General features: G+C 37.3%; 18 protein-coding genes. 9 read left to right on the forward strand and 9 right to left on the reverse strand.

Translation table 11 applies throughout. From position 1 onward, the window contains the following. Positions 1–123: 123 nt before the first annotated feature. The gene (gene plsB, locus M997_RS16900) at positions 124–2,601 is read left to right on the forward strand and encodes a glycerol-3-phosphate 1-O-acyltransferase PlsB (RefSeq protein ID WP_064721286.1); all 2,478 of its coding nucleotides are present in this window, start codon (positions 124–126) and stop codon (positions 2,599–2,601) included. Positions 2,602–2,724: 123 nt separating this feature from the next. Here the strand turns inward: plsB and ubiA are convergent, their stop codons facing one another. The 3 genes from ubiA to pgi all read right to left on the reverse strand — a co-directional run bounded on the left by ubiA (position 2,725) and on the right by pgi (position 5,985). Continuing rightward, entirely contained in the window at positions 2,725–3,579 is an 855-nt protein-coding gene (ubiA, locus tag M997_RS16905; RefSeq protein ID WP_064721287.1) for a 4-hydroxybenzoate octaprenyltransferase, read from the reverse strand. Positions 3,580–3,608: 29 nt separating this feature from the next. Beyond that, a complete protein-coding gene (gene ubiC, locus M997_RS16910; protein WP_064721288.1) occupies positions 3,609–4,118 on the reverse strand; it encodes a chorismate lyase in 510 nt (169 codons plus the stop codon). Between the two features lie 220 nt (positions 4,119–4,338). Then, a complete protein-coding gene (gene pgi, locus M997_RS16915; protein ID WP_064721289.1) occupies positions 4,339–5,985 on the reverse strand; it encodes a glucose-6-phosphate isomerase in 1,647 nt (548 codons plus the stop codon). A gap of 265 nt (positions 5,986–6,250) precedes the next feature. Between pgi and lysC the strand changes: the two genes are divergently transcribed. Both lysC and M997_RS16925 read left to right on the forward strand, forming a co-directional pair. Next, the gene (gene lysC / locus M997_RS16920; protein WP_064721290.1) at positions 6,251–7,624 is read left to right on the forward strand and encodes a lysine-sensitive aspartokinase 3; all 1,374 of its coding nucleotides are present in this window, start codon (positions 6,251–6,253) and stop codon (positions 7,622–7,624) included. Positions 7,625–7,775: 151 nt separating this feature from the next. Continuing rightward, positions 7,776–8,600 carry a hypothetical protein gene (locus tag M997_RS16925; RefSeq protein ID WP_064721291.1) on the forward strand — a complete coding sequence of 275 codons (825 nt, stop codon included), beginning with the start codon at positions 7,776–7,778 and terminating at the stop codon, positions 8,598–8,600. A 44-nt stretch (positions 8,601–8,644) separates the two neighbouring features. Here the strand turns inward: M997_RS16925 and M997_RS16930 are convergent, their stop codons facing one another. Together M997_RS16930 and metH are read right to left on the reverse strand one after the other, a co-directional pair. After that, the gene (locus tag M997_RS16930) at positions 8,645–9,223 is read right to left on the reverse strand and encodes a hypothetical protein (RefSeq protein ID WP_064721292.1); all 579 of its coding nucleotides are present in this window, start codon (positions 9,221–9,223) and stop codon (positions 8,645–8,647) included. A gap of 125 nt (positions 9,224–9,348) precedes the next feature. Beyond that, positions 9,349–13,029 carry a methionine synthase gene (gene metH, locus M997_RS16935; protein WP_064721293.1) on the reverse strand — a complete coding sequence of 1,227 codons (3,681 nt, stop codon included), beginning with the start codon at positions 13,027–13,029 and terminating at the stop codon, positions 9,349–9,351. 516 nt (positions 13,030–13,545) lie between these two features. Between metH and iclR the strand changes: the two genes are divergently transcribed. From iclR to M997_RS16950, 3 genes are all read left to right on the forward strand, one after another. Beyond that, positions 13,546–14,382, forward strand: a complete 837-nt coding sequence (gene iclR, locus M997_RS16940) for a glyoxylate bypass operon transcriptional repressor IclR (RefSeq protein WP_064721294.1) — start codon at positions 13,546–13,548, stop codon at positions 14,380–14,382. Positions 14,383–14,709: 327 nt separating this feature from the next. Next, complete coding sequence (gene edd, locus M997_RS16945; protein ID WP_064721295.1) at positions 14,710–16,566, forward strand: phosphogluconate dehydratase; 1,857 nt, start codon at positions 14,710–14,712, stop codon at positions 16,564–16,566. 69 nt (positions 16,567–16,635) lie between these two features. Next, on the forward strand, positions 16,636–17,277 hold the full coding sequence (locus tag M997_RS16950) for a bifunctional 4-hydroxy-2-oxoglutarate aldolase/2-dehydro-3-deoxy-phosphogluconate aldolase (protein ID WP_064721304.1): 642 nt from the start codon (positions 16,636–16,638) through the stop codon (positions 17,275–17,277). Between the two features lie 78 nt (positions 17,278–17,355). On the opposite strand, the gene aceK is transcribed toward M997_RS16950, so the two are convergent. The 3 genes from aceK to aceB form a co-directional block, all read right to left on the reverse strand. Continuing rightward, complete coding sequence (gene aceK, locus M997_RS16955; RefSeq protein ID WP_064721296.1) at positions 17,356–19,092, reverse strand: bifunctional isocitrate dehydrogenase kinase/phosphatase; 1,737 nt, start codon at positions 19,090–19,092, stop codon at positions 17,356–17,358. A 77-nt stretch (positions 19,093–19,169) separates the two neighbouring features. After that, positions 19,170–20,477, reverse strand: coding sequence for an isocitrate lyase (gene aceA / locus M997_RS16960; protein ID WP_064721297.1), 1,308 nt, complete (start codon positions 20,475–20,477; stop codon positions 19,170–19,172). A 68-nt stretch (positions 20,478–20,545) separates the two neighbouring features. Then, entirely contained in the window at positions 20,546–22,138 is a 1,593-nt protein-coding gene (aceB, locus tag M997_RS16965) for a malate synthase A (protein WP_064721298.1), read from the reverse strand. 340 nt (positions 22,139–22,478) lie between these two features. Between aceB and metA the strand changes: the two genes are divergently transcribed. Continuing rightward, complete coding sequence (metA, locus tag M997_RS16970; protein WP_064721299.1) at positions 22,479–23,408, forward strand: homoserine O-acetyltransferase MetA; 930 nt, start codon at positions 22,479–22,481, stop codon at positions 23,406–23,408. 57 nt (positions 23,409–23,465) lie between these two features. On the opposite strand, the gene M997_RS16975 is transcribed toward metA, so the two are convergent. Beyond that, positions 23,466–24,569, reverse strand: coding sequence for a glycerol dehydrogenase (locus M997_RS16975; RefSeq protein WP_064721300.1), 1,104 nt, complete (start codon positions 24,567–24,569; stop codon positions 23,466–23,468). Positions 24,570–24,832: 263 nt separating this feature from the next. On the opposite strand from M997_RS16975, the gene M997_RS16980 reads away from it, so the two are divergent. Both M997_RS16980 and M997_RS16985 read left to right on the forward strand, forming a co-directional pair. Next, positions 24,833–25,477, forward strand: a complete 645-nt coding sequence (locus tag M997_RS16980) for an epoxyqueuosine reductase QueH (protein ID WP_064721301.1) — start codon at positions 24,833–24,835, stop codon at positions 25,475–25,477. Between the two features lie 125 nt (positions 25,478–25,602). Continuing rightward, positions 25,603–25,904, forward strand: a 302-nt coding sequence (locus M997_RS16985) for an isopentenyl-diphosphate Delta-isomerase (protein WP_156510833.1), incomplete at its 3' end; no start/stop codon positions are given.

Raw genomic sequence — 25,904 nt, forward strand, 5'->3', positions numbered from 1 at the left:
TCTATCGAAAACAAACTATTATTTTGCCACTTTTCTCTATTAATATTGTCACAGCACCACAGATCTCAGAAAGACTTTCTGTTATGCTTTCAAAGTATTGCTAATAAGAGGCTACAACTATTTATGTCAGCTTGGCGTAAAATATATTATAACACATTGAATTTACCACTAAAATTACTGGTAAAAAGCAAGCGAGTCCCGACTAATCCTATCACAGAATTAGGGTTAGATACGTCGCGATCTTTCCTTTATGTTCTGCCTTATCATTCTAAGGCTGACTTACTTACATTACGACAGCAATGTTTGTCTTTAGGCCTGCCTGATCCACTGCAGCCAATAGACATTAGCGGAACCAAATTACCTGCCTACGTCTTTATTGATGATGGCCCAAGACTCTTTCGCTATTATTCACCAGATCCGCGTAAAGACTCGGTAAAAACGTTTCATGCGTATCTCGATGCGCATCGCAATAACCCTCATCTTGATATAGAGATGTTGCCTGTTTCTGTGATGTTTGGTCGATCTCCTGGTCGAGAAGGTCATAATGGCGTTCCTCACCTAAGATTGCTCAATGGGATCCAGAAATTTATGGCGATCCTGTGGCTTGGTCGAGATAGCTTCGTTCGTTTCTCGCCAACCGTCTCGATGCGAGATATGGCAAATGAACATGGCACTGATACCAGTATAGCGAGAAAACTTGCACGTGTTGCTCGTATTCACTTTTCTCGCCAACGCCTCGCTGCGGTTGGTCCTAAACTGCCAGCGCGCCAAGATCTCTTCAATAAATTATTGGCATCAAAAGCCATTGAAAAAGCAATTGAAGATGAATCAAAAGCGAAAAAAATCTCGTTGGATAAAGCTCGCAAAAATGCCACTGATATTATGGAAGAAATTGCTGCTAACTTCTCTTATGAAGCCGTGCGCATTAGCGACCGAGTATTAAGCTGGACATGGAATAAGCTCTATCAAGGTATTAACGTTTACAACGCTGAACGTGTTCGCCAATTGGCGCAAGATGGACATGAAATTGTCTATGTACCTTGCCATCGTAGTCATATGGACTACTTGCTTCTTTCCTATGTACTTTATCATCAAGGGTTAGTACCACCGCATATCGCAGCAGGAATTAACCTTAACTTCTGGCCAGCAGGCCCGATATTTCGCCGCTTAGGGGCATTCTTTATACGAAGAACCTTTAAAGGCAATAAGCTTTATTCCACCATTTTCCGTGAATATTTAGGTGAGCTATTCTCTCGTGGATACTCTATTGAATATTTTGTTGAAGGTGGACGTTCACGAACAGGTCGATTGTTAGATCCTAAAACAGGAACTCTTTCAATGACTGTTCAAGCCATGTTACGTGGTGAAACTCGCCCTATTTCTGTAGTGCCTATTTATATTGGTTATGAACACGTTATGGAAGTGGCTACTTATGCCAAAGAATTACGTGGTGCAACTAAAGAAAAAGAAGGCTTTATGCAGATGATCAAAGGGTTACGTAAATTGCGTAATCTGGGTCAAGGCTATGTTAACTTTGGTGAACCTATTTCTGTAGCACAATATCTTAATCAAGTTGTGCCACAATGGCGTGACGATATTGATCCTATCGAGCCACAACGCCCAAGCTGGTTAAACCCAGCGGTAAGCTCGTTGGCTGATAACATTATGGTGAATATTAACAACGCGGCATCGATTAATGCGATTAATCTCGTTTCAACAGCACTACTAGCATCGCGTCAGCGTGCACTCACCAGAGAACAGCTGTTAGAGCAAATCGATAGTTATCTTCAACTGTTGCGCAATGTTCCATATTCAAGCGATATGATTGTTTCTGATAAAAATGCTGAAGCATTATTAGAACATGCGCTGCAAACAGATAAATTCCAAGTCGAAAAAGACAGCCTTGGCGATATTGTGGTGCTTCCTCGCGAAAGTGCGGTATTAATGACCTATTATCGCAATAATACGATTCACTTGGTGATAACTCCGTCATTGATCGCCAGTATTATTCTGCACCACGAACGTATCCATCGTGATGATTTAATGAAACAGGTTGAGTTAATTTTTCCTCTTATCAAGTCGGAACTATTTATCCGTTATGAAAAGGAAGAACTTCCTGAAGTCATTAATACTCTGATTGCAGAACTGTGTCGCCAGCGTCTTATTAGTTGTGATAATGATGGCTTACTACGTATCAATCCAGCACGTATTCGTCCATTACAACTTTTAGCGGCCAGTGTGAGAGAAACCTTACAACGCTATGGCATTACCCTCTCTTTACTGAATTTCGCACCAGAAATCAGTCGTTCTTTACTCGAAAAAGAGAGTCGTATCTTGGCTCAGCGTCTTTCCGTGTTGCATGGTATTAATGCACCTGAATTCTTTGATAAGGCAGTATTCTCAACATTAGTCTCGACGCTACGCGAAGAAGGCTATCTCAACGATAATGAAGATATCCTAAAGGCAGATGCTTCTGCGCTTTACCAAGTGATTGCGAAATTGATGTCACCTGAAATTCGTTTAACTATTGAAAGCGTAGGCATTGCTGAAGATAACAATACAGCAATTCCTGAAGATAAAGAGACGACCAAAGCAAGCTGATAAATAATTGCTTATATAGATTGATTTTGGCGACAATATTAATCTAATAAAAAGTAAAAGGGATAAGCCGTGGCTTATCCCTTTTTATTTTATAAATCACTAATAGTTAGCAGTAAACTCAACTTAAAAATAACTAAATACAATACCCGCAAATAAAACAAAGCCAACATAGTTATTATTCATAAAGGCTTGAAAACACGGGGCGCGTTCACGCTCTGCAATAAGTTTTTGTTGATAAATAAACAGCGCTGTAACCAATAAAAGAGACCAATAATAGATACCTTTTAGGTTTAAAATAATACCGATAGCCACTAATAGCGCTAACATTATTAATTGTAAAATACCAATAATAATTTTGTCGTAATGACCGAATAAAATCGCAGTAGATTTCACGCCAATTTTCAAATCATCATTACGATCAACCATTGCATATTGTGTATCGTAAACGACTGACCAAATAATATTGACCAAAAACAGCAGCCAACATACAAAAGGCAAGCTTTCAGAAACAGCAGCGAATCCCATTGGAATTGACCAACCAAATGCCATACCTAAAATAAGTTGAGGTAAGTTACTGAATCTTTTTACAAAGGGATAAAACCATGCCAGCGCTAATGCAGCAACAGATAACCAAATGGTCATCGTATTTAATGTCAGCACTAATCCAAATGAAAAAAGAACCAAAACAATAAAGATTATTTTGCTTTCTTTTTCTGTTACGACTCCACTAGGTAAGGGTCTGTTTTTAGTTCGTTCAACACTGCCGTCAATTTTTCTGTCAGCAAAGTCGTTTATTACACACCCAGCGGCACGCATAGAAAACACACCAATAGTAAATACAATCAGGATATGCCAATCAGGAAAGCCTTTTGCGGCAATCCATAAAGCCCAATAAGTTGGCCAAAGTAATAATAGCGCTCCGATAGGCTTATCTATACGCATTAAACGGCTATATGCCTGCCATTTATTGTGCGTCATACTTCCCTCCAATTTTTAGCTCCCCTTAACTACTTTTCATACACTGGTGATGCTGGTAAGAATACCTCGGTTAATAATAAAGGTTTATCTGAAAGCTGGAAACGAGAACGGCGTAACCAATACCCATTTTGTTGCCCAATATGAATAAAATCACGACTTAGTGCCGTTTCCTGAAACAAATAGCGCCCAAGAGGAACCGTTCTCAAATTCACAAGTTTGCGATCTTCACCTGTCAGTGTCTCTTCTGGTACTAAAGTACGTCCTAACAACCAAGGCACTTCATCACCACACAGCACAACTTCTCTTAACCAATAGCGCCGACTTTGAGGTAAACAGGCTTTCTCATCATCGGGTTCAATAATATCGATAAATCCTTCTTGATAAGGCATTACCGTGACTTTTTGACAATGCTGCTCAAAACGCCGAGTCATTGAGCCTAATTCCATTAACCAACTTAATGTCTCTTCTTCGACATTAGATTGTTCCTCACTAGATAGCCAATGGATAGGTATATGGGTAATTATTGATTTCTTGAGCATTCTTTCATCATCAAACGTTGATGATCCTAACTTTGTGAATCATTATGCCTTAAGGATATCATGATGTGACTACTGGAAGTTAAAAGCTAATAACATTTCGCATAAATAACCTAAAAAATAGCTAAGAACAGAAAATTATCCAACAACTTCCAATAAGAAAAAAAGGAGGTTATATAAACCTCCTTTTATCTAACCTATTACATACACTCGTTTTATTTTATTAACGCCATGCTTTATAACGATTAATTAGGTTGTTTGTTGAGCTATCATGGCTGTTAACACTTTCCTTACCTTTTAATTCAGGAAGAATTCGATTAGCCAATTGTTTTCCTAACTCAACCCCCCATTGGTCAAAGGTGAAAATATTAAAAATAACGCCTTGAACAAAAATCTTATGCTCATACATCGCAATTAATGCGCCCAGTGAATAAGGGGTAATTTCTTTCAGTAAAATAGAGTTTGTCGGGCGATTACCTACAAAAACTTTAAAGGGTGCAACATAATCCATAGTTGCAGGATCTTTTCCTGCTGCGGCAAATTCAGCGTCAACTTGTTCACGAGTTTTACCAAAAGCCAGTGCTTCTGTTTGTGCAAAAAAGTTAGACATCAACTTAGCATGGTGATCACTTAATGGATTATGACTAATTGCAGGCGCAATAAAATCACAAGGGATCATTTTTGTACCCTGATGAATTAATTGGTAAAACGCATGCTGACCATTAGTTCCTGGTTCACCCCAAATAATAGGTCCAGTTTGATAGTTAACTGCGTTACCATCGCGATCAATATACTTACCATTTGACTCCATATTGCCTTGTTGGAAATAGGCTGCAAAACGATGCATGTATTGATCATAGGGCAGAATCGCTTCAGTTTCTGTACCAAAAAAATTGTTATACCAAATGCCAATCAGCGCGAGGATCATTGGTAGGTTATTTTCAGCAGCTGTCGTTTGGAAATGGTTATCCATTGCATGGGCACCTTCCAATAATTGCTCAAAATTATCATAACCAACGGAAAGAGCGATAGACAAACCAATAGCTGACCATAATGAATAACGACCACCAACCCAGTCCCAAAACTCAAACATATTCGCAGTATCAATACCAAACTTTTCAACTTCAGTACTGTTCGTTGATAACGCGACAAAATGTTTGGCAACAAAGGCACTGTCTTTTGCTGATGCTAAAAACCAGTCTCTTGCTGAATGCGCATTAGTCATGGTTTCTTGTGTTGTAAATGTTTTAGAGGCGATTAAGAATAGTGTTGTTTCTGGGTCACATTTTTTCAATGTTTCTGCGATATGCGTACCATCAACATTAGAAACAAAATGCATAGTAAGGTGATTTTTATATGGGCGCAGCGCTTCCGTCACCATATAAGGGCCTAAATCTGATCCGCCAATCCCGATATTGACTACATCAGTAATTGTTTTACCTGTATAGCCTTTCCATTCACCACCAATAATACGCTCACTGAATTTTTTCATTTTATTCAGTACCGCATTAACTTCTGGCATGACATCTTTACCATCAACAATCACTGGGGTATTGCTACGATTACGTAATGCAGTGTGTAATACGCCACGATCTTCAGTGCAGTTAATTTTTTCACCAGCAAACATACTTTTTATCGCGCCAGCAACATCACATTCCTTAGCTAAAGCCTGTAATTTTTCTAATGTTTCTTCCGTAATTCGGTTTTTTGAAAAATCCACTAGAATTTGATCTGAAAACATTTTGGAAAAGCGTTCAAAGCGAGATGGATCCTGTGAAAACAATGTTTTCATTTCAGTGTTTTTGATCACTGAAAAATGGTCTTCTAATGCCTTCCATGCCAAGGTATGAGTTGGGTTTACATTTTTCATTCACAATACTCTCTTAAGGTTTCAATCTAATCTCATCAGATTGTAGCCTGACATTTAATAGTTACAGTCTATTCTTTCTCATTTGATGATATTGGTCAAAAGCATCCAGTAATTCTAGTACTAATTACTAACATAGGTAAAAACGATAATAATCGAGTGATTATTAATTAAATTGATTATTCTTCACTCTGCATTGACTCTCTATTCAATAACCGATATTTCTAATTGTGTCCAACATCTCATTTTTGCCTAAAGGAATACGACAATGACCGATAATACTGCTATGCCCTCTTCTTCGCCTTACACTATTGCTAAATTTGGTGGCACAAGTGTCGCAAACTACTCAGCGATGGAAAAATGTGCAGATATTATCCTGAAACAAAAGTCAGTGCGTGTTGTGGTTCTTTCGGCTTCTGCGGGTATCACTAACCTATTAATTGAACTGGCAGCAGGTGTTGAACCATCTCAACGAGAAAAATTACTTAAGCAAGTGCGTGATATTGAGTATGCCATTATCAACCAGCTATCTCAGCCTGAAATTATTTCTCAAGAAATAAATCGACTACTTGAGAATATTGAAATGTTGTCAGAGGCGGCCTCATTAGCAACTTCTGATGCATTAACAGACGAGTTAGTCAGCCACGGTGAATTAATGTCAACATTACTCTTTGTTGAACTATTACGTGAAAAAGGCGTGCGTGCAGATTGGTTTGATGTCAGAAAAGTAATGAAAACTAACGACCTATTTTGTCATGCAGAGCCTGATATGACGCAATTAACCCAACTCACACAAAGCTTAATTCAACCACGTCTAGAAGAAACGGTAATTGTGACTCAGGGCTTTATAGGTCAAGAATCGAAAGGACGAACCACGACATTAGGTCGGGGCGGTAGCGACTATACCGCAGCATTAATTGGCGAAGCGTTAGGCGTTTGTCGAGTGGATATTTGGACTGACGTTCCTGGTATTTACAGTACAGACCCAAGAATTGTGCCGCAAGCACATCGAATCGACCAAATTGCCTTCGATGAAGCCGCTGAAATGGCTACCTTCGGTGCTAAAATATTGCATCCAGCCACGCTATTACCGGCTGTGCGCAGTGGTATTCCCGTTTTTGTAGGTTCAAGTAAAGCCCCAGAAGAAGGTGGCACATTGGTTTGTGCACAAACTGAAAACCCACCTGTTTTTCGCGCTATTGCACTGCGTAGAAAACAAACTTTACTCACATTACACAGCCTGAAAATGCTTCATGCACGTGGCTTTTTAGCTGAGATATTTACTATTTTATCGCGTCACCATATTTCGGTTGATGTAATAACCACATCAGAAGTAAGCATCGCTTTAACGCTAGATACAACCGGCACCACAAGCTCTTCAGGAAGTCTCTTAACCAATGCATTATTAACTGAGCTTTCAGCCCTGTGTCGTGTTGAAGTTGAAGAAGACTTAGCTTTAGTCGCAGTGATTGGTAACGACTTATCACAAGTGAATGGATTAGGCGTTAAAATCTTTGGCGCATTAGAAAACTACAATATTCGTATGATCACCCACGGCGCAAGTACACATAATCTTTGTTTATTAGTAGATGGCAAAGACGCCGATAATATTGTACGTAAATTGCATGATACGTTGTTTTAATTAATCATTTTATTCCTATCTATAACAGAGAGATAAGTAATTATTTTTCTGTTATTTTTTAACCTTATTTTTATAAATGGCATAAGTTTTGAAGTTACTTTATTTTCTTTGATTAAAATAAAAAATTCATGTAATTAATGGAATAATCCCAATGAGAATAAGTAATAATCTAGATATATATAGCACTATAAATAAGACCGCCAATAAAACATTCGTTTCAAAAGCAAATTTAGAAAAAATAAAAACAAAAATTGACAGTCTTTATAACTCTCCCATTAATAACAACAATATAAATAATAACCAAACTCTTAATCTCTTATATCAAATAGAAAACAATAGTATAAAAACAACAAAATATATACCATCAGAAATAAATATAGAATACTTAAATTCAATGATTAAAATTCATAATAAAGTAAATAAAGAAGCGCCACAAATCAAAGGATATACTATGATATTAAATTCTCTTGAGATAGATAAATATAAAAAAAATAGTAAAACGAGAGACTTTATATATGAAAACCTGATTAAAAAAGAACTATTAAATGAAGTTGACACTTTAGAGAAAAAAATCAAAACAATTGAGATATTTTTAAATTTTATTTTAAAGGAACATAAACTTTATTTTAATAAATTAATGAGTAAATTAGAAAGCTTGGATGTGAAAAAATCATTTGAAGATAAACGAAAAGAGTTTAATAATAAAAACTCGGCTCTATCAACATTAATTGAATTTAAAAAACCAGGATATTTTGATAAACAAGATATCTCAGAAATAGAAAGAAATTTAGCTAAAAAACAAGAACATAATAAAAAATTAGACGATATAATTGAAGTTTTAAAAGAAATTACGTCTCTCTATAATGATAATGATAAAAAAACGACAACAAACACGCCTATCACCTCTGAAAGCATCTTAAAAACTATCAATAATCATATTGATAAATTAAAAGAAATAAATTCAAAAAAAATTTAACTTATTAAAAAGGCTTCTTTCTCTAAGAAGCCTATTCTCTATTTTTAATACACCCGATAACCACCATATTTTTTAGCAAATAGATTAAATTTACCAAAATCAATTAACGCAATTTCTAAAGAACGATGCGCAAGATGAGACATCTTTGCAATTTTTTCGACAAAGACACGATTCTCTTCAAGTAGTTTAACCGTTAATGTTGATGCGATAATTTCACACTCTTTAGTAGTAATAATCCAACCATCATTAGTGGAAAATTTATAAATAGGAATGCAGCCTTCTTTTTCACTCTCTTTAGCTAAAATTGCTTCTTCTTCTTTCATTGCTTGTTTAAATAGCTGAATTTCTTCTTCAACAGGCTCTGGTGACGTAGGAATTTTATGATAAATATAGTCACCAACTTCTTCTATTCTAGCAGGTGTCATTTCAGCTTTTAGCCAGATTTTATCAAATGCTTGATCGTCAATAGTGGCATCGATATCTAAAGCGCCCGTTAACTGCATCAGATTTAAAAAAGCATTAATTAATACTTCATTTAATGGATAAGTACCTTTAGCTAAGGTAGGAAAAGGAAGCTCAGTGCCAGCAGGAGGGGTTTGCTGAAGGTATAAAGTATAGCTCATCATAATATCCTTTTTTCTGATACAGACTCACAGCTTAAACAGGTTTAATGGGAACTGCCAGAAAAAAACCAAAGAGAGAGTAATATCTCTTTGGTTTATATAATAACTTAATGTGATTAATTAGATTATTCCACGTCATATCCCAAATTAGGTGCTAACCAACGTTCAACTTCGCTGATACTCATCCCTCTGCGTTTAGCGTAATCTTCTACCTGATCTTTTTGAATTTGAGCTACTGCAAAATATTTACTCTCAGGATGACTGAAATACCAACCCGAAACAGAAGCTCCCGGCCACATTGCATAAGCATCGGTTAGTTTCATACCAATGCGATTTTCTACATCAAGCAATTGCCAGATTTTAGCTTTTTCAGTGTGTTCAGGACAAGCTGGATACCCCGGAGCAGGCCGTGTACCTTGATACTTTTCTCTAATTAACTCGTCATTAGAAAGATTTTCATTAGGGCTATATCCCCAAATTTTCGTTCTAACTTGCTGATGGAGATATTCAGCAAAAGCTTCTGCTAATCTATCTGATAACGCTTTTACCATAATTTTATTGTAATCATCATGGGCATTATCATAAGCATTAGCCAGCGCATCTTCTTCAAGCCCACCCGTTACCGCAAAAGCACCAAAGTAATCAGCAACCCCACTTTCAACTGGTGCCACAAAATCAGCTAAACAGTAATTAGGAAACTCTTTTTTCTCTGTTTGTTGACGTAAATGACAACTGTGTAATAGCTCGGATTGCCGACTTTCATCTTGATAAATCACAATATCATCACCAAAGCGATTAGCTGGAAATAAACCTACTATTCCTTTTGGCATTAATCGTTTCTCTTCGCTCAGTTTATCAAGCATAGCATTGGCATCAGCAAATACACGTTTCGCCTCTTCACCAACGACCTCGTCTTCTAAAATACGTGGATATTTTCCTGCTAATGACCACGTCATAAAAAATGGCGTCCAATCAATATATTCACGCAATATTTCAATGCTTGCGGTTATCTCTTGTACACCTAATTGATTCGGTTTTGGTGGCGTATAGTTTCGCCAATCAATCTGTAATGCGTTTGCTCTCGCAATTTCTAATGAAACAGGCGGTGTGCGCGGTTTTTTTCTTGCATATTGCTGGCGTACCACTTCATATTCGCGACGTGTTTTCGCAACAAAACCCGCTTTTTGCGTTGCCGATAATAGTGCTGCAACCACGCCCACTGTGCGCGATGCATTCTGTACATAAACGGTAGGATGACTGTAATTAGGTTCTATTTTCACTGCGGTGTGCGCTTTTGATGTAGTTGCCCCCCCAATCATTAATGGTAATGAAAAACCTCGCCTTTCCATCTCTTTTGCCACATTTACCATTTCATCAAGCGATGGTGTAATAAGCCCAGAAAGCCCAATAATATCGACTTTTTCATCAATAGCAGTTTGTAAGATTTTATCGCAAGGTACCATTACGCCTAAATCAATAATTTCATAGTTATTGCACTGCAATACCACACCAACAATATTTTTACCGATATCGTGAACATCACCCTTTACGGTTGCTAATAATATTTTACCCGCTGAACTACCCGCTTGTTTTGATGCTTGAATATAAGGCTCAAGATAAGCAACAGCCTGTTTCATCACTCTTGCTGATTTCACCACTTGAGGTAAAAACATTTTACCTTCACCAAATAAATCACCGACCGTATTCATACCATTCATCAACGGTCCTTCAATAACCTCGATAGGGCTTGAAGCTTGTTGGCGACATAATTGCGTATCTTCAATAATAAATTCTGTTATGCCTTTTACTAATGCGTATTCTAAGCGTTTTTCAACATCCCATTGTCGCCACTCGGCAAGCTGATGATTTTGCTCATCACTTTTACTACCGCGATAACGCTCTGCCAATGCGAGTAAATTGTCTGTACTTTCTTCATGGCGATTTAAAATGACGTCTTCAACCGCATTACGCAGTTCGTCTGGTAATGAATCGTAAATAGCGAGTTGTCCCGCATTTACAATTCCCATATCCATACCGTTTTTCACTGCGTAATAAAGAAAAACCGAGTGAATAGCTTCACGGACTGGATCATTTCCCCTAAATGAGAATGAAACGTTAGATACCCCACCAGAAATTAAGGCATAAGGGAGTTGAGATTTAATATCCGCACAGACTTCAATAAAATCAACAGCATAATTATTATGCTCTGCAATGCCTGTTGCGACAGCAAATATATTAGGATCAAAAATAATATCTTCTGGAGGAAAACCAGCTTGCTCGGTTAATAACTGATAAGCTCTGCGACAAATCTCAATTTTGCGTTCTCGAGTATCAGCTTGTCCTACTTCATCAAACGCCATAACCACAACAGCGGCACCGTATTTACGTACCAATTTAGCGTGTTCAAGAAAAGGGATCTCACCTTCTTTCATCGAGATGGAGTTAACAATTCCTTTGCCTTGAATGCATTTTAATCCCTCTTCAATCACTTCCCATTTAGAGGAGTCAATCATCACCGGAACTTTGGCTATATCGGGTTCACCAGCCATCATATTAAGGAAGCGAGTCATGGCTTCAATGGCATCTAACATGCCTTCGTCCATATTGATATCAATGATTTGGGCACCATTTTCAACTTGCTGGCGTGCTACATCAAGCGCTTCTTGATATTGTCCCTCTTTTATCAAGCGCTTAAATTTGGCAGAACCTGTTACGTTGGTTCTTTCACCTATGTTCACAAATAGCGAATTTTCATCAATAATTAATGGCTCAAGACCCGAAAGGCGGCAAGCCTTTTTAATACTTGGTAATTGTCTTGGCGGAATATCTTTTACAGCTTGAGAAATCGCATAAATATGTTCAGGTGTTGTTCCACAACAACCTCCAACAATATTTAAAAATCCGGCTTCAGCCCACTCTTTAATTTCTGCGGCCATTTCTTTCGCATCTAAATCATATCCACCAAATGCGTTAGGCAACCCAGCATTAGGGTGAGCACTGACATAAGTTTCAGAAATTTGTGAGAGTGTTTGAATATATTGGCGTAATTCTTTAGGACCTAAAGCACAATTTAAGCCAAAAGAGAGCGCATCTGCATGACGCAATGAGTGATAAAACGCTTCTGTCGTTTGACCTGTTAACGTTCTTCCTGATGCATCGGTAATAGTGCCAGAAATCATCACAGGTAGATCAATATTAAGTGCTTCAAATTCACTTTTAATCGCAAAAATAGCAGCTTTAGCATTGAGTGTATCGAAAATAGTTTCCACCATAATTAAATCGATACCACCTTTTACTAATCCGCGAATAGCTTCTCGATAAGCAACCACCAGCTTATCAAAAGAAGTATTACGAAAAGCAGGATCATTTACATCAGGAGAAATAGATGCTGTGCGATTTGTTGGCCCTAAAACACCAGCAACATAACGCGGTTTTTCCGGCGTTAAAGCGCTCCATTTATTTGCGCTACTTTTGGCTAAACGAGCGGCTTGTTCATTAATCTCGGCGCATAGTGATTCCATTTGGTAATCAGCCATGGCAATAGACGTTGCATTAAATGTATTAGTTTCAATGATATCAGCACCGGCTTTGAAATAAGCATCGTGAATATCACTGATAATTTCAGGCTGAGTCAACACAAGAAGATCGTTATTACCTTTTACATCACAACACCAATTAGCAAATCGCTCGCCACGATAATCGGCTTCATTTAATTTATACTGCTGGATCATGGTACCCATTGCACCATCAAGCACTAATATCCGTTGTTTTAATGCCGTAGTAAGTTGTTGAGTTATGCTTGCCACATTATTGTCCTCGTAAAAAGACTACTTTTGTTATTTTTATTTCGTTGTTTTTTTATCCTACCATATCTTTTTATAAAGATTTCTAAGACAAAGATGAGAGATTTTCATCTTCATTATAAAATTATTGATAACGAAAAAAGGACAACCCTAAGTTATCCTTATTAAAATTGCTTATTCGTATTATTTAAAAATATTTATTAGTTATAGAAAATAAAAATGAAACAACCAATAGGTGAATTATTTATAGGTAATTGAAAATCTTCCAATCAAATATACTTAATAGGTGTAAAAAGGATTATTTAAATTATAAGAAATCTATTTAATCCATTTTTTTAAAGATAAAAACACCAATTTTAATATTGATAATAACGATTCATTATTTTTCAACTTATTAATCTAGTTTTATATCCATCGAAATGTGCGATAACCTACAAAAACACACAGATCAGAGGAGTTTTATTACACTATATAGTTCATAATAGCGCTTAATATGGACAGCATTTCTGGAGTGTAAGCATGACAGTCTCCCCTACAAATAAAAAAGTTCGTAAGACGAAAACACCTGCTACTCAAAGCACTGCACAAGGAGGGCCCGTTCAATCATTAAGTCGTGGCCTAACGTTATTGGAATATATTTCCGAATCTCCTGGTGGTATTGCTTTAACTGATCTTGCTTTCCAAGCTGGATTACCTAATTCAACAACACATCGTTTATTGACTACACTTCAACAACATGGGTTTGTGCGCCAAGTAGGTGATTTAGGACTTTGGGTTGTAGGCACTCACGCGTTTATTGTTGGTAGTAGTTTTCTGCAAACTCGTAATCTTTTAGTTATGGTGCATCCAATTTTGCGCCAGTTAATGGAAGACTCTGGCGAAACCGTTAATTTAGCAATTCTAGATCAAATTGAATTTGATGCGGTTATTGTCGACCAAGTGCAATGTAATGCGTTAATGAGAATGTCGGCACCTATTGGTGGAAAATTACCTATGCATGCATCCGGCGCAGGTAAAGCTTTTCTTTCGACCTTACCAGAAAACAAATTACTGCCATTACTACAGAAAAAAGGGTTGATGGCCTATACCCCTCACACAAGAACCCTACCATCATCATTGAAAGAGAATTTAGAACAAGCTCGCAAACAAGGATTCTCTTTTGATGATGAAGAACATGCATTAGGTTTACGTTGTATTGGTGCCTGTATTTATGATGAACACCATCAGCCTTTTGCCGCAATTTCACTTTCAGGCCCGGTATCACGAATGACTGATTCTCGTATTACTGAATTGGGCGCACTTGTAATTAAAGCGGCTAAACAGGTAAGTCGTGAATATGGTGGCGTAAGAGATTGATTTTTAATATCTTCCTTATTACTACTAATAATAAAAGTCATAAGGAAGATATGCTGCATACTGCTTTTATAATTATTTGCTTCTCATTCTTTATTTTTAATCTTTATCAGCCAATTTTTATTGAATGTTGAAGAACTGTTACGTTTCAGCAAGAAAAAATTGATGTTGATCACAGATGTTACGTTTGCTGCATCAAGAGTATTGCAACTCTATTTGTTACCCGTAACAATGTTACCGGTAACAAAAACTGTAACTAGGGTTTCAAATGATGAGTTGGCGAAATATTTACAAGCTCATCTCCCTTGAGTAAACAAAGGATGCATCACTATGAGCCAGAAAAACCAAGATAATTTTTATGCCAATTTTGCTCCACTCAATGAAACCGTAAAACAAGTTACAGAACGTATCATTGCGCGTTCACAACCTACGCGTCATGCATATCTGCAAAAAATTGAAGCGGCAAAAAGTCAAACCGTACACCGTGCTCAACTCGCTTGTGGGAATTTGGCTCATGGCTTTGCAGCTTGTCAGGCTGACGATAAAAATCGCTTAAAAAACATGGTTCATAATGATATTGCCATTATCACTTCTTACAATGATATGCTTTCCGCCCATAAACCTTACGAACTTTATCCGCAACAAATTAAAGCAGCATTGCACTCTGTTGGTGCTGTAGGTCAGGTCGCAGGTGGCGTACCTGCTATGTGTGATGGCGTAACTCAAGGGCAAGATGGAATGGAGTTATCGCTACTTAGTCGCGATGTGATTGCCATGTCAGCGGCGGTGGGTTTATCTCATAATATGTTTGATGGTGCGCTTTATTTAGGGATCTGCGATAAAATCGTTCCTGGTTTAGCAATGGCAGCGCTCTCTTTTGGTCATCTTCCTGCGATTTTTGTTCCTGCAGGTCCAATGACAAGCGGTTTGCCTAATAAAGAAAAAGTGCGTATTCGCCAACTCTATGCAGAAGGAAAACTAGATCGTGATGCATTGTTAGAAGCTGAATCGGCATCTTATCATAGCGTGGGTACTTGTACTTTTTATGGCACCGCTAATTCTAATCAAATGGTTATGGAGATGATGGGTTTACATTTACCTGGTGCATCTTTTGTTCATCCTGATACCCCTTTACGTGATGCTTTAACTGAAGCCGCGGCACACCAAATTGTTCGCTTAACAGAAAATTCAGGTCACTATTTACCTATCGGCCATCTTGTTGATGAAAAAGTAATTGTGAATGGCATTATTGCATTACTTTCTACTGGTGGATCAACCAATCTCACTATGCATTTAGTTGCTATGGCTAGAGCCGCAGGCATTATTATTAATTGGGATGATTTTTCTGAGCTCTCTCAAGTTATCCCATTAATTGCTAGAATTTATCCTAATGGCCCAGCTGATATTAATCAGTTCCAAGCTTCAGGCGGTATTGCATTAATTATTCGTGAATTACTAAAAAAAGGGTTAATTCATCGTGATGTAAATACTGTTGCTGGCTTTGGCCTTGAACGCTATACCCAAGAGCCGTGGTTAAATAATGGTCAATTAGCTTGGCGAGAAGGCGCTATCAGTTCTTTAGATAAGAATGTTATAGCTGATATCAATACCCCTTTCTCACCTCACGGCGGTACTCAGGTAATGCAGGGTAATTTGGGTCGAGCTGTAATGAAGACTTCTGCGGTGCCAGACGAAAATAAGATAATAGAGGCACCCGCCGTAGTGTTTAATAGTCAGCATGACATTACCGCAAAATTTGAAGCGGGAGAGTTAAACAAAGACTGCGTTGTCGTTGTCCGTTATCAGGGCCCCCAAGCTAACGGTATGCCTGAATTGCATAAATTAATGCCACCGTTAGGGGTATTAATGGATAAAGGCTATAAAGTTGCATTAGTCACTGATGGACGCCTTTCAGGCGCTTCAGGAAAAGTGCCAGCAGCGATTCATGTCACTCCTGAAGCTGTTAATGGTGGATTATTAGCAAAAGTATGTGATGGCGATATTATTCGTGTTAATGGTAAAACTGGTGAATTGACCCTACTCGTTGATGAGCAGGAACTTAATTCACGCCGAGAAGTTAGCATTGACCTTAGTACTAATAACATAGGTTGTGGTCGCGAATTATTTGTTAACTTACGCCGCCATTTATCAGGCGCAGAGCAAGGTGCTTGCTGTATCGATTTTTAGTACCTAACGACTTACTAAGAGCGAATGCATACCGTTCGTTCTTCAATCTCTAATTAGGGAATACAAATGATGAATCATTGGAATACAAGTGCAGAATCTGTACTGAAATCAGGGCCTGTTGTTCCTGTTATTGTAATTAATGATATTAAAGATGCTGTACCTGTTGCTAAAGCGCTTGTCGCTGGTGGCGTAAAAGTATTAGAAGTTACACTACGTACAGAGTGCGCAATTGAGGCTATCCGACTTATCGCTAAAGAAGTTCCTGAGGCGATAGTTGGTGCTGGTACGGTTATCAACCCTCAGCAATTAGCTCAAGTTACTGAAGCGGGAGCTCAATTTGCTATTAGCCCAGGTTTAACCGAAGCGTTATTAAAAGCTTCAGTCGCGGGCACTATTCCATTAATTCCAGGTATTTCGACAGTTTCTGAATTAATGTTGGGTATGAGTTACGGTTTAAAAGAGTTTAAATTCTTCCCAGCAGAAGCCAATGGTGGCGTTAAAGCATTAAAAGCCATTGCGGGGCCATTCTCTCAAATTCGTTTTTGTCCAACGGGTGGTATTTCACCAGAGAACTATCGTAACTATCTTGCGCTAGAAAGTGTGCTTTGTATTGGTGGTTCGTGGTTAGTCCCTAACGATGCTGTAAAATCGGGCGATTATCAACGTATCACTGAGTTAGCAAAAGAGGCTGTATCTGGCGCTCAGCGTTAATAATTTTATGATCTAGCGCTCAATGTTGCATTATTAATGTATTTATAAAAAACAGGTGTTTCCTCTTACACCTGTTTTTTATTTCTGAATATCCAATTTTCCACTATGGCGATAATTAAATCGTTTAGTTTGTGAATAGGCATAAACATCCTCAATATATCCATCTCTAATTCTTTGCTGTTGTTGCTGCCAATAATCGGCTGATAACAGGTCTTGGTGATGCTGTTCAAAATAATGACAAACTTGTTTATCACTACATAAAAAATAACGAAATTCTTCAGGAAAAACATCATTTAAACCAACGCTATACCAAGGTTCACTAGCTAATTCATCTTCAGGATAACGAGCCGGTGGAATTGCTCTAAAATTCATGTCTGTCATATAACTAATTTCATCATAATCGTAAAAAATAACACGATGGTGACGAGTCACACCAAAATTTTTAAACAGCATATCGCCAGGAAAAATATTAGCGGCAATAAGTTCTTTCAATGCTTGACCATAATCTTCGACAACAGCCTGGAGTTGATTGCTATCACATTGTTCCATATAAATATTTAATGGTGTCATTCTCCTTTCCATATATAAATGGTGGATCAGCAGCTTATCACCAAGATCTTCTAATTTATTAGGGATCTCTTGTTGAAAGATCGTCATTAATTCAGGACTGATCCGTTTTTTCTCAATAATAAAATTCTCAAACTCTTGAGTATCAGCCATTCTTCCTACACGATCATGTTCTTTAACTAATTGATAGCACTCTTTCACTCGCTCAGCAGTGATTGTTTTTTGAGGAGCAAACTTGTCTTTAATGACTTTAAAAACGCGATCATAAGTTGGTAAGGTAAACACCAACATCACCATACCTTTAACTCCTGGCGCTTCTATAAATTGCTCTGAGGAAAAATTCATAAAGGCAAGATATTCACGGTAATACTCAGTTTTACCGTGTTTTTGGCAGCCAATAGACATATAAAGTTCTGCGATAGATTTTCCTGGTAAAATATCTCGTAACCATGCCACGAGCGCAGAAGGAAATGGGGCATAGACCATAAAATATGAGCGAGCAAATCCAAATACGATACTGGCTTCATCTGCTGTTATTAAACAGGTATCAATAACTAATTGTTGCTCAATATTATGAATAGGTAATAAAAATGGTGTGTAGTTTCCATTAACAATAATTTTACCAATCAGCCATGCTGCTTTGTTTCGATAAAAAAGTTCATTGGCTATTTGAAAAGTTGCACTTTTTAACTGTTGCTCTGAAAACTGAGCATTAAGCAATTGGCAAATAGATTGAATATCTCTGGCTTTATTTTGCCAAGGCAAACGTAGAGGTAGACGCGATACAATATCTTGCAATAATTCTGATAAGTTTGTTTGTATTACAAACTGTTTAGATAATGGCCTTGGCGCATGATTAAAGCGGTATGCTGGTTGAGAAGAAAAAACAAATAGATTTTTTTTATTTAACTCACGATGATGAAATAAGCGACAATAAACTGAGTTAAAAAAACTTTCTGCAATTTCAAAACGGGGATAATGAGGTAATAATTGAGTATACTTTTCTTTCACTTTTTGCAGAAAAAGGCTTTCTTTATCAATATCATGTCGAATACATTTTAATTGAGCCACAACCAAACCAACATGATTATCGTATAAACGAATTCGTTTTTTCATTACCAGTTGTACACCATGCCAATCTGCCTGCTCAAAACGATATTGAGCACCTGCCGTTATCTCTAGAAAGCGGCCATATTGTGCATCAAAACCTTGTAAAATAGTTTGAGCAATTAAATCTTCTGATGTCATCAAATAACCTCGTAAAAAAGAGGAGCATCCTGCTCCTGAATTATCACCACAAAAGGTATTAACGATATTTAATCAAATTAAAACTGTTGCTCTTCTGTAGAGCCCGTTAATGCGGTTACTGAAGACACTCCTCCTTGAATAATTGTTGTGACTTTATCAAAGTAACCGGTACCAACTTCTTGCTGGTGGGATGCGAAGGTATAACCTTTAGATTGTGATGCGAACTCTTTTTCCTGCACTTTTTCTACATAGTGCTTCATTCCTTCACCTTGAGCATAGTCATGAGCTAAATCAAACATGTTGAACCACATGCTATGAATACCTGCCAAGGTAATAAACTGGAATTTATAACCCATTGCAGAAAGCTCGTCTTGGAAATGAGCAATGGTGTGATCATCTAAATTCTTCTTCCAATTAAAAGAAGGTGAACAGTTATAAGCCAACATCTTACCCGGATATTTATCATGAATAGCTTCAGCGAATTTAGCCGCCATTTTCAGATCTGGTGTTGATGTTTCACACCACACTAAATCGGCATAAGGTGCATAAGCAAGACCACGACTAATAGCTTGATCAATACCAGCATGAGTACAGAAAAAACCTTCTGATGTACGTTTTCCTGTTAAGAAGGCGCTATCGTAAGGATCACAATCAGACGTTAATAAATCAGCAGCATCAGCATCTGTTCTTGCAACTAATAGAGTGGGTACATCAGAGACATCTGCCGCCAATCTTGCTGCAACCAATTTCTGTACAGCCTCTTGAGTAGGAACTAAAACTTTTCCCCCCATATGACCACATTTTTTTACTGCGGCAAGCTGATCTTCAAAGTGAACACCTGAAGCACCTGCTTCAATCATCGCTTTCATTAATTCAAATGCGTTAAGCACGCCACCAAAACCGGCTTCTGCATCAGCAACAATAGGTAAAAAGAAATCAATATAGTCTTTATGTTGAGGCCCAATACCATTAGACCATTGAATTTGATCTGCTCGTCTAAAGGTATTATTAATACGCTGCACAACATTAGGCACTGAATCAACAGGATATAAAGATTGGTCTGGATACATACTTGCGGCAGTATTTGCATCAGCTGCTACTTGCCAACCTGAAAGATAAACTGCTTCTAATCCAGCTTTAGCTTGTTGTAGTGCTTGCCCTCCCGTTAATGCGCCGAGTGCATTTACATAACCTTTTTTCGATTTTCCATTTAATGATGACCAAAGTCTTTGTGCGCCGCGTCGTGCTAAGGTATGTTCTGGGTTAACTGAACCTCGTAGCTTAATCACATCTTCAGCGCTATAAGGTCGAGTAATTCCTTTCCAGCGAGGTTGTTCCCACTCTTTCTCTAATTGGGCAATTTGCTCTGATCTACTAATAGTCATAAAAACAGCTCCTATAAATACGGTAGTGATAGTGTTTGCAGTTTATAAATACGTTTTACGTATCTTTTTTAATTTAAAAGTTGGTAACCCGGTAAGGTCAGAAAATCGACCAATTCATCTTGGGTTGTAATATTGTCCATCAATGCAGCAGCTTCTTTGAAGCGGCCTGATAAAAAACGTTCTTCACCTAATTCTTGGCGAATCACATCAAGCTCTTCTGTTAGCATTTTGCGAAATAGCGCTTTGGTAACAACTTGTCCATCAGATAATGTTTTCTGATGACGGATCCACTGCCAAATAGAAGTACGTGATATTTCGGCTGTAGCTGCATCTTCCATTAGACCGTAAATAGGGACACAGCCATTTCCTGAGATCCAAGCCTCGATATATTGCACAGCGACACGAATATTTGCTCTCATGCCCTTTTCAGTTCTCTCACCAGTACAAGGGGCAAGTAACATTTCAGCCGTAATTTTGTCATTGCGCTGTACATCTAACTGATTTAAACGATCCCCTAATACTGCATCAAAAGCGGCTAAAACTGTTTCAGCAAGCCCTGGATGTGCTATCCAGGTACCATCGTGTCCGTTGCTTGCTTCAAGCTCTTTATCGTCATAAACCTTTTGTAAGATCGCACCATTTTGCTCAGGATCTCGACTTGGAATAAAAGCCGACATCCCTCCCATCGCAAAAGCACCGCGCTTATGGCAGGTTTGAATTAATAGGCGGGAATAAGCACTTAAAAATGGTTGGGTCATCGTGATCCCTTGTCTGTCAGGCAACACTCGATCAGGGTAGTTTTTTAATGTCTTGATATAACTAAATATATAATCCCAGCGACCACAATTAAGGCCCACAATATGCTCTTTCATATGAAATAAAATCTCTTCCATCTGAAATACTGCGGGTAGCGTTTCAATTAATACAGTTGCTTTAATTGTACCAATCGCTAAACCAAAACGTTTTTCTGTAAAATGGAAAACATCACTCCACCACTTAGCTTCTTGCCATGTTTGCAATTTAGGAAGGTAAAAATAAGGACCACTTCCTTTTGCTAATAACGCCTTGTAGTTATGGGTGAAATAAAGAGCAAAATCAAACAAACAACCAGCAATAGGCTCGTCTTTCCATAACACATGTTTTTCTGGCAAATGTAACCCTCTTACACGCGCAATAAGTACGGCAGGTGAATCTTTTAACTGATAACATTTACCTTGTTCATTGGTATAAGAAATAGTGCCTTTAACTGCATCTCGTAAATTAATTTGCCCATCAATAACTTTTTCCCATGTTGGTGCTAGTGAATCTTCAAAATCAGCCATAAATACTTTTACATTAGCATTTAACGCATTAATGACCATTTTGCGATCAACTGGTCCTGTGATCTCTACGCGCCGGTCTTGTAGATCCTTAGGAATTGGATTTACTTTCCACCCTGAATCAATAATGGAATTAGATTCCGAAATAAAATTAGGAAGAAAACCATTATCAACTTTATGTTTCCAGTTATTCCTTTCATTTAATAAAGCCTCCCTTCTCCCAGAAAAATGATTCACCAAATCTGTTAAAAACTGTTTAACATCATGATTTATTATATCTTTATCTTGTTCGCAAAAAGGCTGAATAAAACTTAATTCTTCTGTTACTAATGTTTGTGACATTTTGCATTCCCCTAAAATCTTTTGCACACCAGATTAAGATTAATGCAGTTTTTACAAAAATCAAAAATGAATTCCATTTTTATTTAAAAAATATTTAACAATGTGATTACATCGGCGTTTTTTTATTGTACAAATTTGAGTGTTGCAGTAATTACTCGAGGATCATTGAGTAGATGAAATATTGAACGATTAAAATCTCAATTTCATTGCTGATTTTACCTATATAACTTTTACTTATATGAATATTATTCATTAACAATATGAAGACCTCGACATTATAGAGGTTATTAGCTAAATTTAGGCTTCTAGATGTCTAGATGTTTCAGTAGAGGTTGTTGAAATGCCAATTAGAGTACCTGATGAACTCCCTGCAGTGAGTTGTTTACAAAAAGAGAATGTGTTTGTAATGCCATCCAGTCGAGCAAGTATTCAAGATATTCGCCCACTAAAAGTGCTATTACTTAACTTGATGCCAAAGAAAATAGAGACCGAAAATCAATTTTTACGCTTACTCTCGAACAGCCCTCTTCAAATAGATATTCAATTATTACGTATCGACGACCGTGTTCCTAAAAATACCCCCGTAGAGCACCTTGATACTTTTTATTGTGATTTTGAGCAAATTAAAACACAAAATTTTGATGGGCTTATCGTTACAGGTGCACCATTAGGATTGGTTGAGTTTGAAGACGTTGCTTATTGGAATGAAATTAGTGAAGTGATTAATTGGGCAAAGGAGCATGTTACATCAACTCTCTTTATTTGTTGGGCAGCACAAGCTGGACTAAATATTTTATATGACTTACCTAAATACACCTTAAAAAAGAAAATCTCAGGAGTATATAGTCACACAACTTGCGATCCATTAGCGCTGTTAACGCGCGGATTTGACGAAACATTTTTTGCACCACATTCTCGCTATGCTGGATTCCCAATAGATATTATTAAGCAAAACACAGATTTAGAGATCCTTGCAACTTCTGAAGATGCAGGCGCTTACCTCTTTGCTTCAAAAGATAAAAGACTCGTATTTGCTACAGGCCATCCTGAATATGATCCAAATACGCTCGCTGATGAGTATCACCGAGACGTAAAAGCAGGTCTTGAGCCTCAACTACCTGAAAACTATTTTCCTCATAACAACCCAGATAAAAAACCTATTGCATCATGGCGTAGTCACGGACATCTGCTCTTTGCTAATTGGCTCAATTACTACGTTTATCAAATTACGCCGTTTGATCTTGCTGAAATGAATCCGACACTCGAATAAACAAAAAACCCCAAAAATAAATTTGGGGTTTGATATCACAAATAGACTTATTTAATATTATTTGTAACGATGAGCCAAAGCATTAGCTGCGATCATTGCATTATAAACATCATTTTCAGTGATCTTCATTGGCATATTCCCCATGGTGTCACCTTCTGCACAAGCAATTTTTGCTACCATACGCCATTCACTCTCAATAAATTCTTTCATCCCCATATCTTCAAGTGTTAATGGCAGCTCAGCTGCTTTAATAATACGGATAACTTCATCTATCTCTTCTTGCGGGGCATTTTCCAGTACTAACTGAGTTAATAAGCCAAAAACAACTTTTTCACCATGCTGAACATGATGCAGTGATTCAACTGCAGACATACCATTATTAACTGCATGAGCAGCTGCTAACCCACCGGCTTCTGCACCAACACCACTAAGATAGATTGTTGCTTCAATGGTTTCTTCCAATGCAGGAGTTGTAATTTTATGACGAATAGCATCCATTGCTTTATCGATATTTTCACTCAATACTTCAAAACATAACTGTGCAAGTCCAAGCCCCGTACGCGATGGACGTTGATTAACTAAGTTCAGGCCATCCGCTTGATAACAAGCTCGAGCTTCAAAATAAGTTGCTAACGCATCACCCACACCCGCAGAAAAAAAGCGTTGCGGCGCAGAAGCAATAATGGCTGTATCTGCAATCACAACATCTGGATTTTGTGGCAAGAAGAGGTATTTATCAAACTCACCATTCTCTTTATAAAGAACAGAAAGAGCCGTACAAGGTGCATCTGTAGAAGCGATAGTAGGAAATAAAATAACAGGAATATGCTGATAATAAGCAACTGCTTTAGCGACATCTAAAGTTTTACCACCACCAATACCGATAATCACATTCGCTTTATTGCTAATAGCTAATTGCCCAAGTCGATTAACTTCTACTTCTGTACACTCATAATTAAATTTTTCAACAAGTGCAGATAAACCACTTTCTTTAAGTGAAGGGATAGCTTCTTTATTTACTTTATCTAAGAAAAATTCATCACTAATGATAAAAGCATTATCACCAAAATCTTTGACGTATTTTCCGACAGAGCTAAGTAATTGACTACCAATAAAGAATTTTTTTGGTGAAGTGACAGAGCGAGGTAATATAGACGACATAACTAAATTCCTTTATTTTAGATTTTGCTACAAACAAATAGTAGCAGAATTAGTATTTCATCTTACCTCTCATCAGAATATGAATCTAGTAAACTCTCTGATAGATATTATCAATCGAGTCATAGTTATGATTTTAATTTAGTTTATCTAAAACAATAAGTTAGTTTTAGATAATTAAAAATAAAACAGGCAGAAAAACTACGCGCTATTACTTATAATAAAATAATAATATATTTATATTAAAAATCAGTTTAGGAATATCAATGACACTTATAAGAGAAAAGCTCACATTACCTGCGAATGAAACTAAATTATTATTACATTCATGCTGTGCACCTTGCTCTGGTGAAGTCATGGAAGCATTACAGGCTTCGGGCATTGAATATACTGTCTTTTTTTATAATCCTAATATTCACCCTCAGAAAGAATATCTAATACGTAAAGAGGAAAATATTCGTTTCGCTAAGAAACATAATATTCCTTTTGTTGATGCAGATTATGATACTGATAATTGGTTTGAACGCGCAAAAGGAATGGAAAAAGAACCGGAGCGTGGAATACGCTGCACAATGTGTTTTGATATGCGCTTTGAAAGAACTGCACTTTATGCTGCCGAAAATGGTTTTTCTGTTATTTCAAGCTCGCTAGGTATTTCACGTTGGAAGGATATGAATCAAATTAATGATTGCGGAAAACGAGCGGCAGCACCATATCCAAATATGATTTATTGGGAATATAACTGGCGTAAAAAAGGGGGTTCAGCTCGAATGATAGAAATTAGTAAGAGAGAACAATTTTATCAACAAGAATACTGTGGTTGTATTTATTCATTACGAGATACAAATAAATATCGCAAGTCTCAGGGACGAGGGTTAATTAAGATTGGTGTTCAATACTATACGCCATAAAAACTCAATAATATAAAATAAGGCATCATAAATTTGTGATGCTGTAAAAAGTACAATGCAATAAATCGTTATTTGATATACAGACATGTTATATTCCCACTATAACTGCATATTATTTTACTAAGGTGATTTTTGTGGAAGACGCTGTCGTTCTTGTAGATAAAAATGATAATGAGCTTGGCACAATGCCTAAATTAGAAGCTCATATTATAGGCGCCTTACATCGAGCCTTTTCATTGTTTATTTTCAATTCAAAAAAACAACTACTTATTCAGCAAAGAGCTATTACTAAATATCACTCAGGAAGTTTATGGGCAAATACATGCTGTAGCCATCCTCGCCCTAATGAATTACTTTCACAAGCAATTCATCGACGCTTAGATGAAGAATTAGGAATGCAGTGTGATGAAATTCGGACCATTGGCAC

The sequence above is a fragment of the Proteus hauseri ATCC 700826 genome (genome assembly GCF_001654965.1).
Taxonomy (GTDB): Bacteria; Pseudomonadota; Gammaproteobacteria; order Enterobacterales; family Enterobacteriaceae; genus Proteus; species Proteus hauseri.

Coding starts and splice junctions, on each gene's coding strand:
- ubiC (WP_064721288.1), bottom strand. CDS start 4,118: ATGCTCAAGAAATCAATAATTACCCATATACCTATCCATTGGCTATCT.
- ubiA (WP_064721287.1), bottom strand. CDS start 3,579: ATGACGCACAATAAATGGCAGGCATATAGCCGTTTAATGCGTATAGAT.
- pgi (WP_064721289.1), bottom strand. CDS start 5,985: ATGAAAAATGTAAACCCAACTCATACCTTGGCATGGAAGGCATTAGAA.
- M997_RS16925 (WP_064721291.1), top strand. CDS start 7,776: ATGAGAATAAGTAATAATCTAGATATATATAGCACTATAAATAAGACC.
- lysC (WP_064721290.1), top strand. CDS start 6,251: ATGACCGATAATACTGCTATGCCCTCTTCTTCGCCTTACACTATTGCT.
- M997_RS16975 (WP_064721300.1), bottom strand. CDS start 24,569: ATGTCGTCTATATTACCTCGCTCTGTCACTTCACCAAAAAAATTCTTT.
- edd (WP_064721295.1), top strand. CDS start 14,710: ATGAGCCAGAAAAACCAAGATAATTTTTATGCCAATTTTGCTCCACTC.
- M997_RS16980 (WP_064721301.1), top strand. CDS start 24,833: ATGACACTTATAAGAGAAAAGCTCACATTACCTGCGAATGAAACTAAA.
- M997_RS16930 (WP_064721292.1), bottom strand. CDS start 9,223: ATGAGCTATACTTTATACCTTCAGCAAACCCCTCCTGCTGGCACTGAG.
- iclR (WP_064721294.1), top strand. CDS start 13,546: ATGACAGTCTCCCCTACAAATAAAAAAGTTCGTAAGACGAAAACACCT.
- plsB (WP_064721286.1), top strand. CDS start 124: ATGTCAGCTTGGCGTAAAATATATTATAACACATTGAATTTACCACTA.
- aceB (WP_064721298.1), bottom strand. CDS start 22,138: ATGTCACAAACATTAGTAACAGAAGAATTAAGTTTTATTCAGCCTTTT.
- metA (WP_064721299.1), top strand. CDS start 22,479: ATGCCAATTAGAGTACCTGATGAACTCCCTGCAGTGAGTTGTTTACAA.
- M997_RS16950 (WP_064721304.1), top strand. CDS start 16,636: ATGAATCATTGGAATACAAGTGCAGAATCTGTACTGAAATCAGGGCCT.
- aceA (WP_064721297.1), bottom strand. CDS start 20,477: ATGACTATTAGTAGATCAGAGCAAATTGCCCAATTAGAGAAAGAGTGG.
- aceK (WP_064721296.1), bottom strand. CDS start 19,092: ATGACATCAGAAGATTTAATTGCTCAAACTATTTTACAAGGTTTTGAT.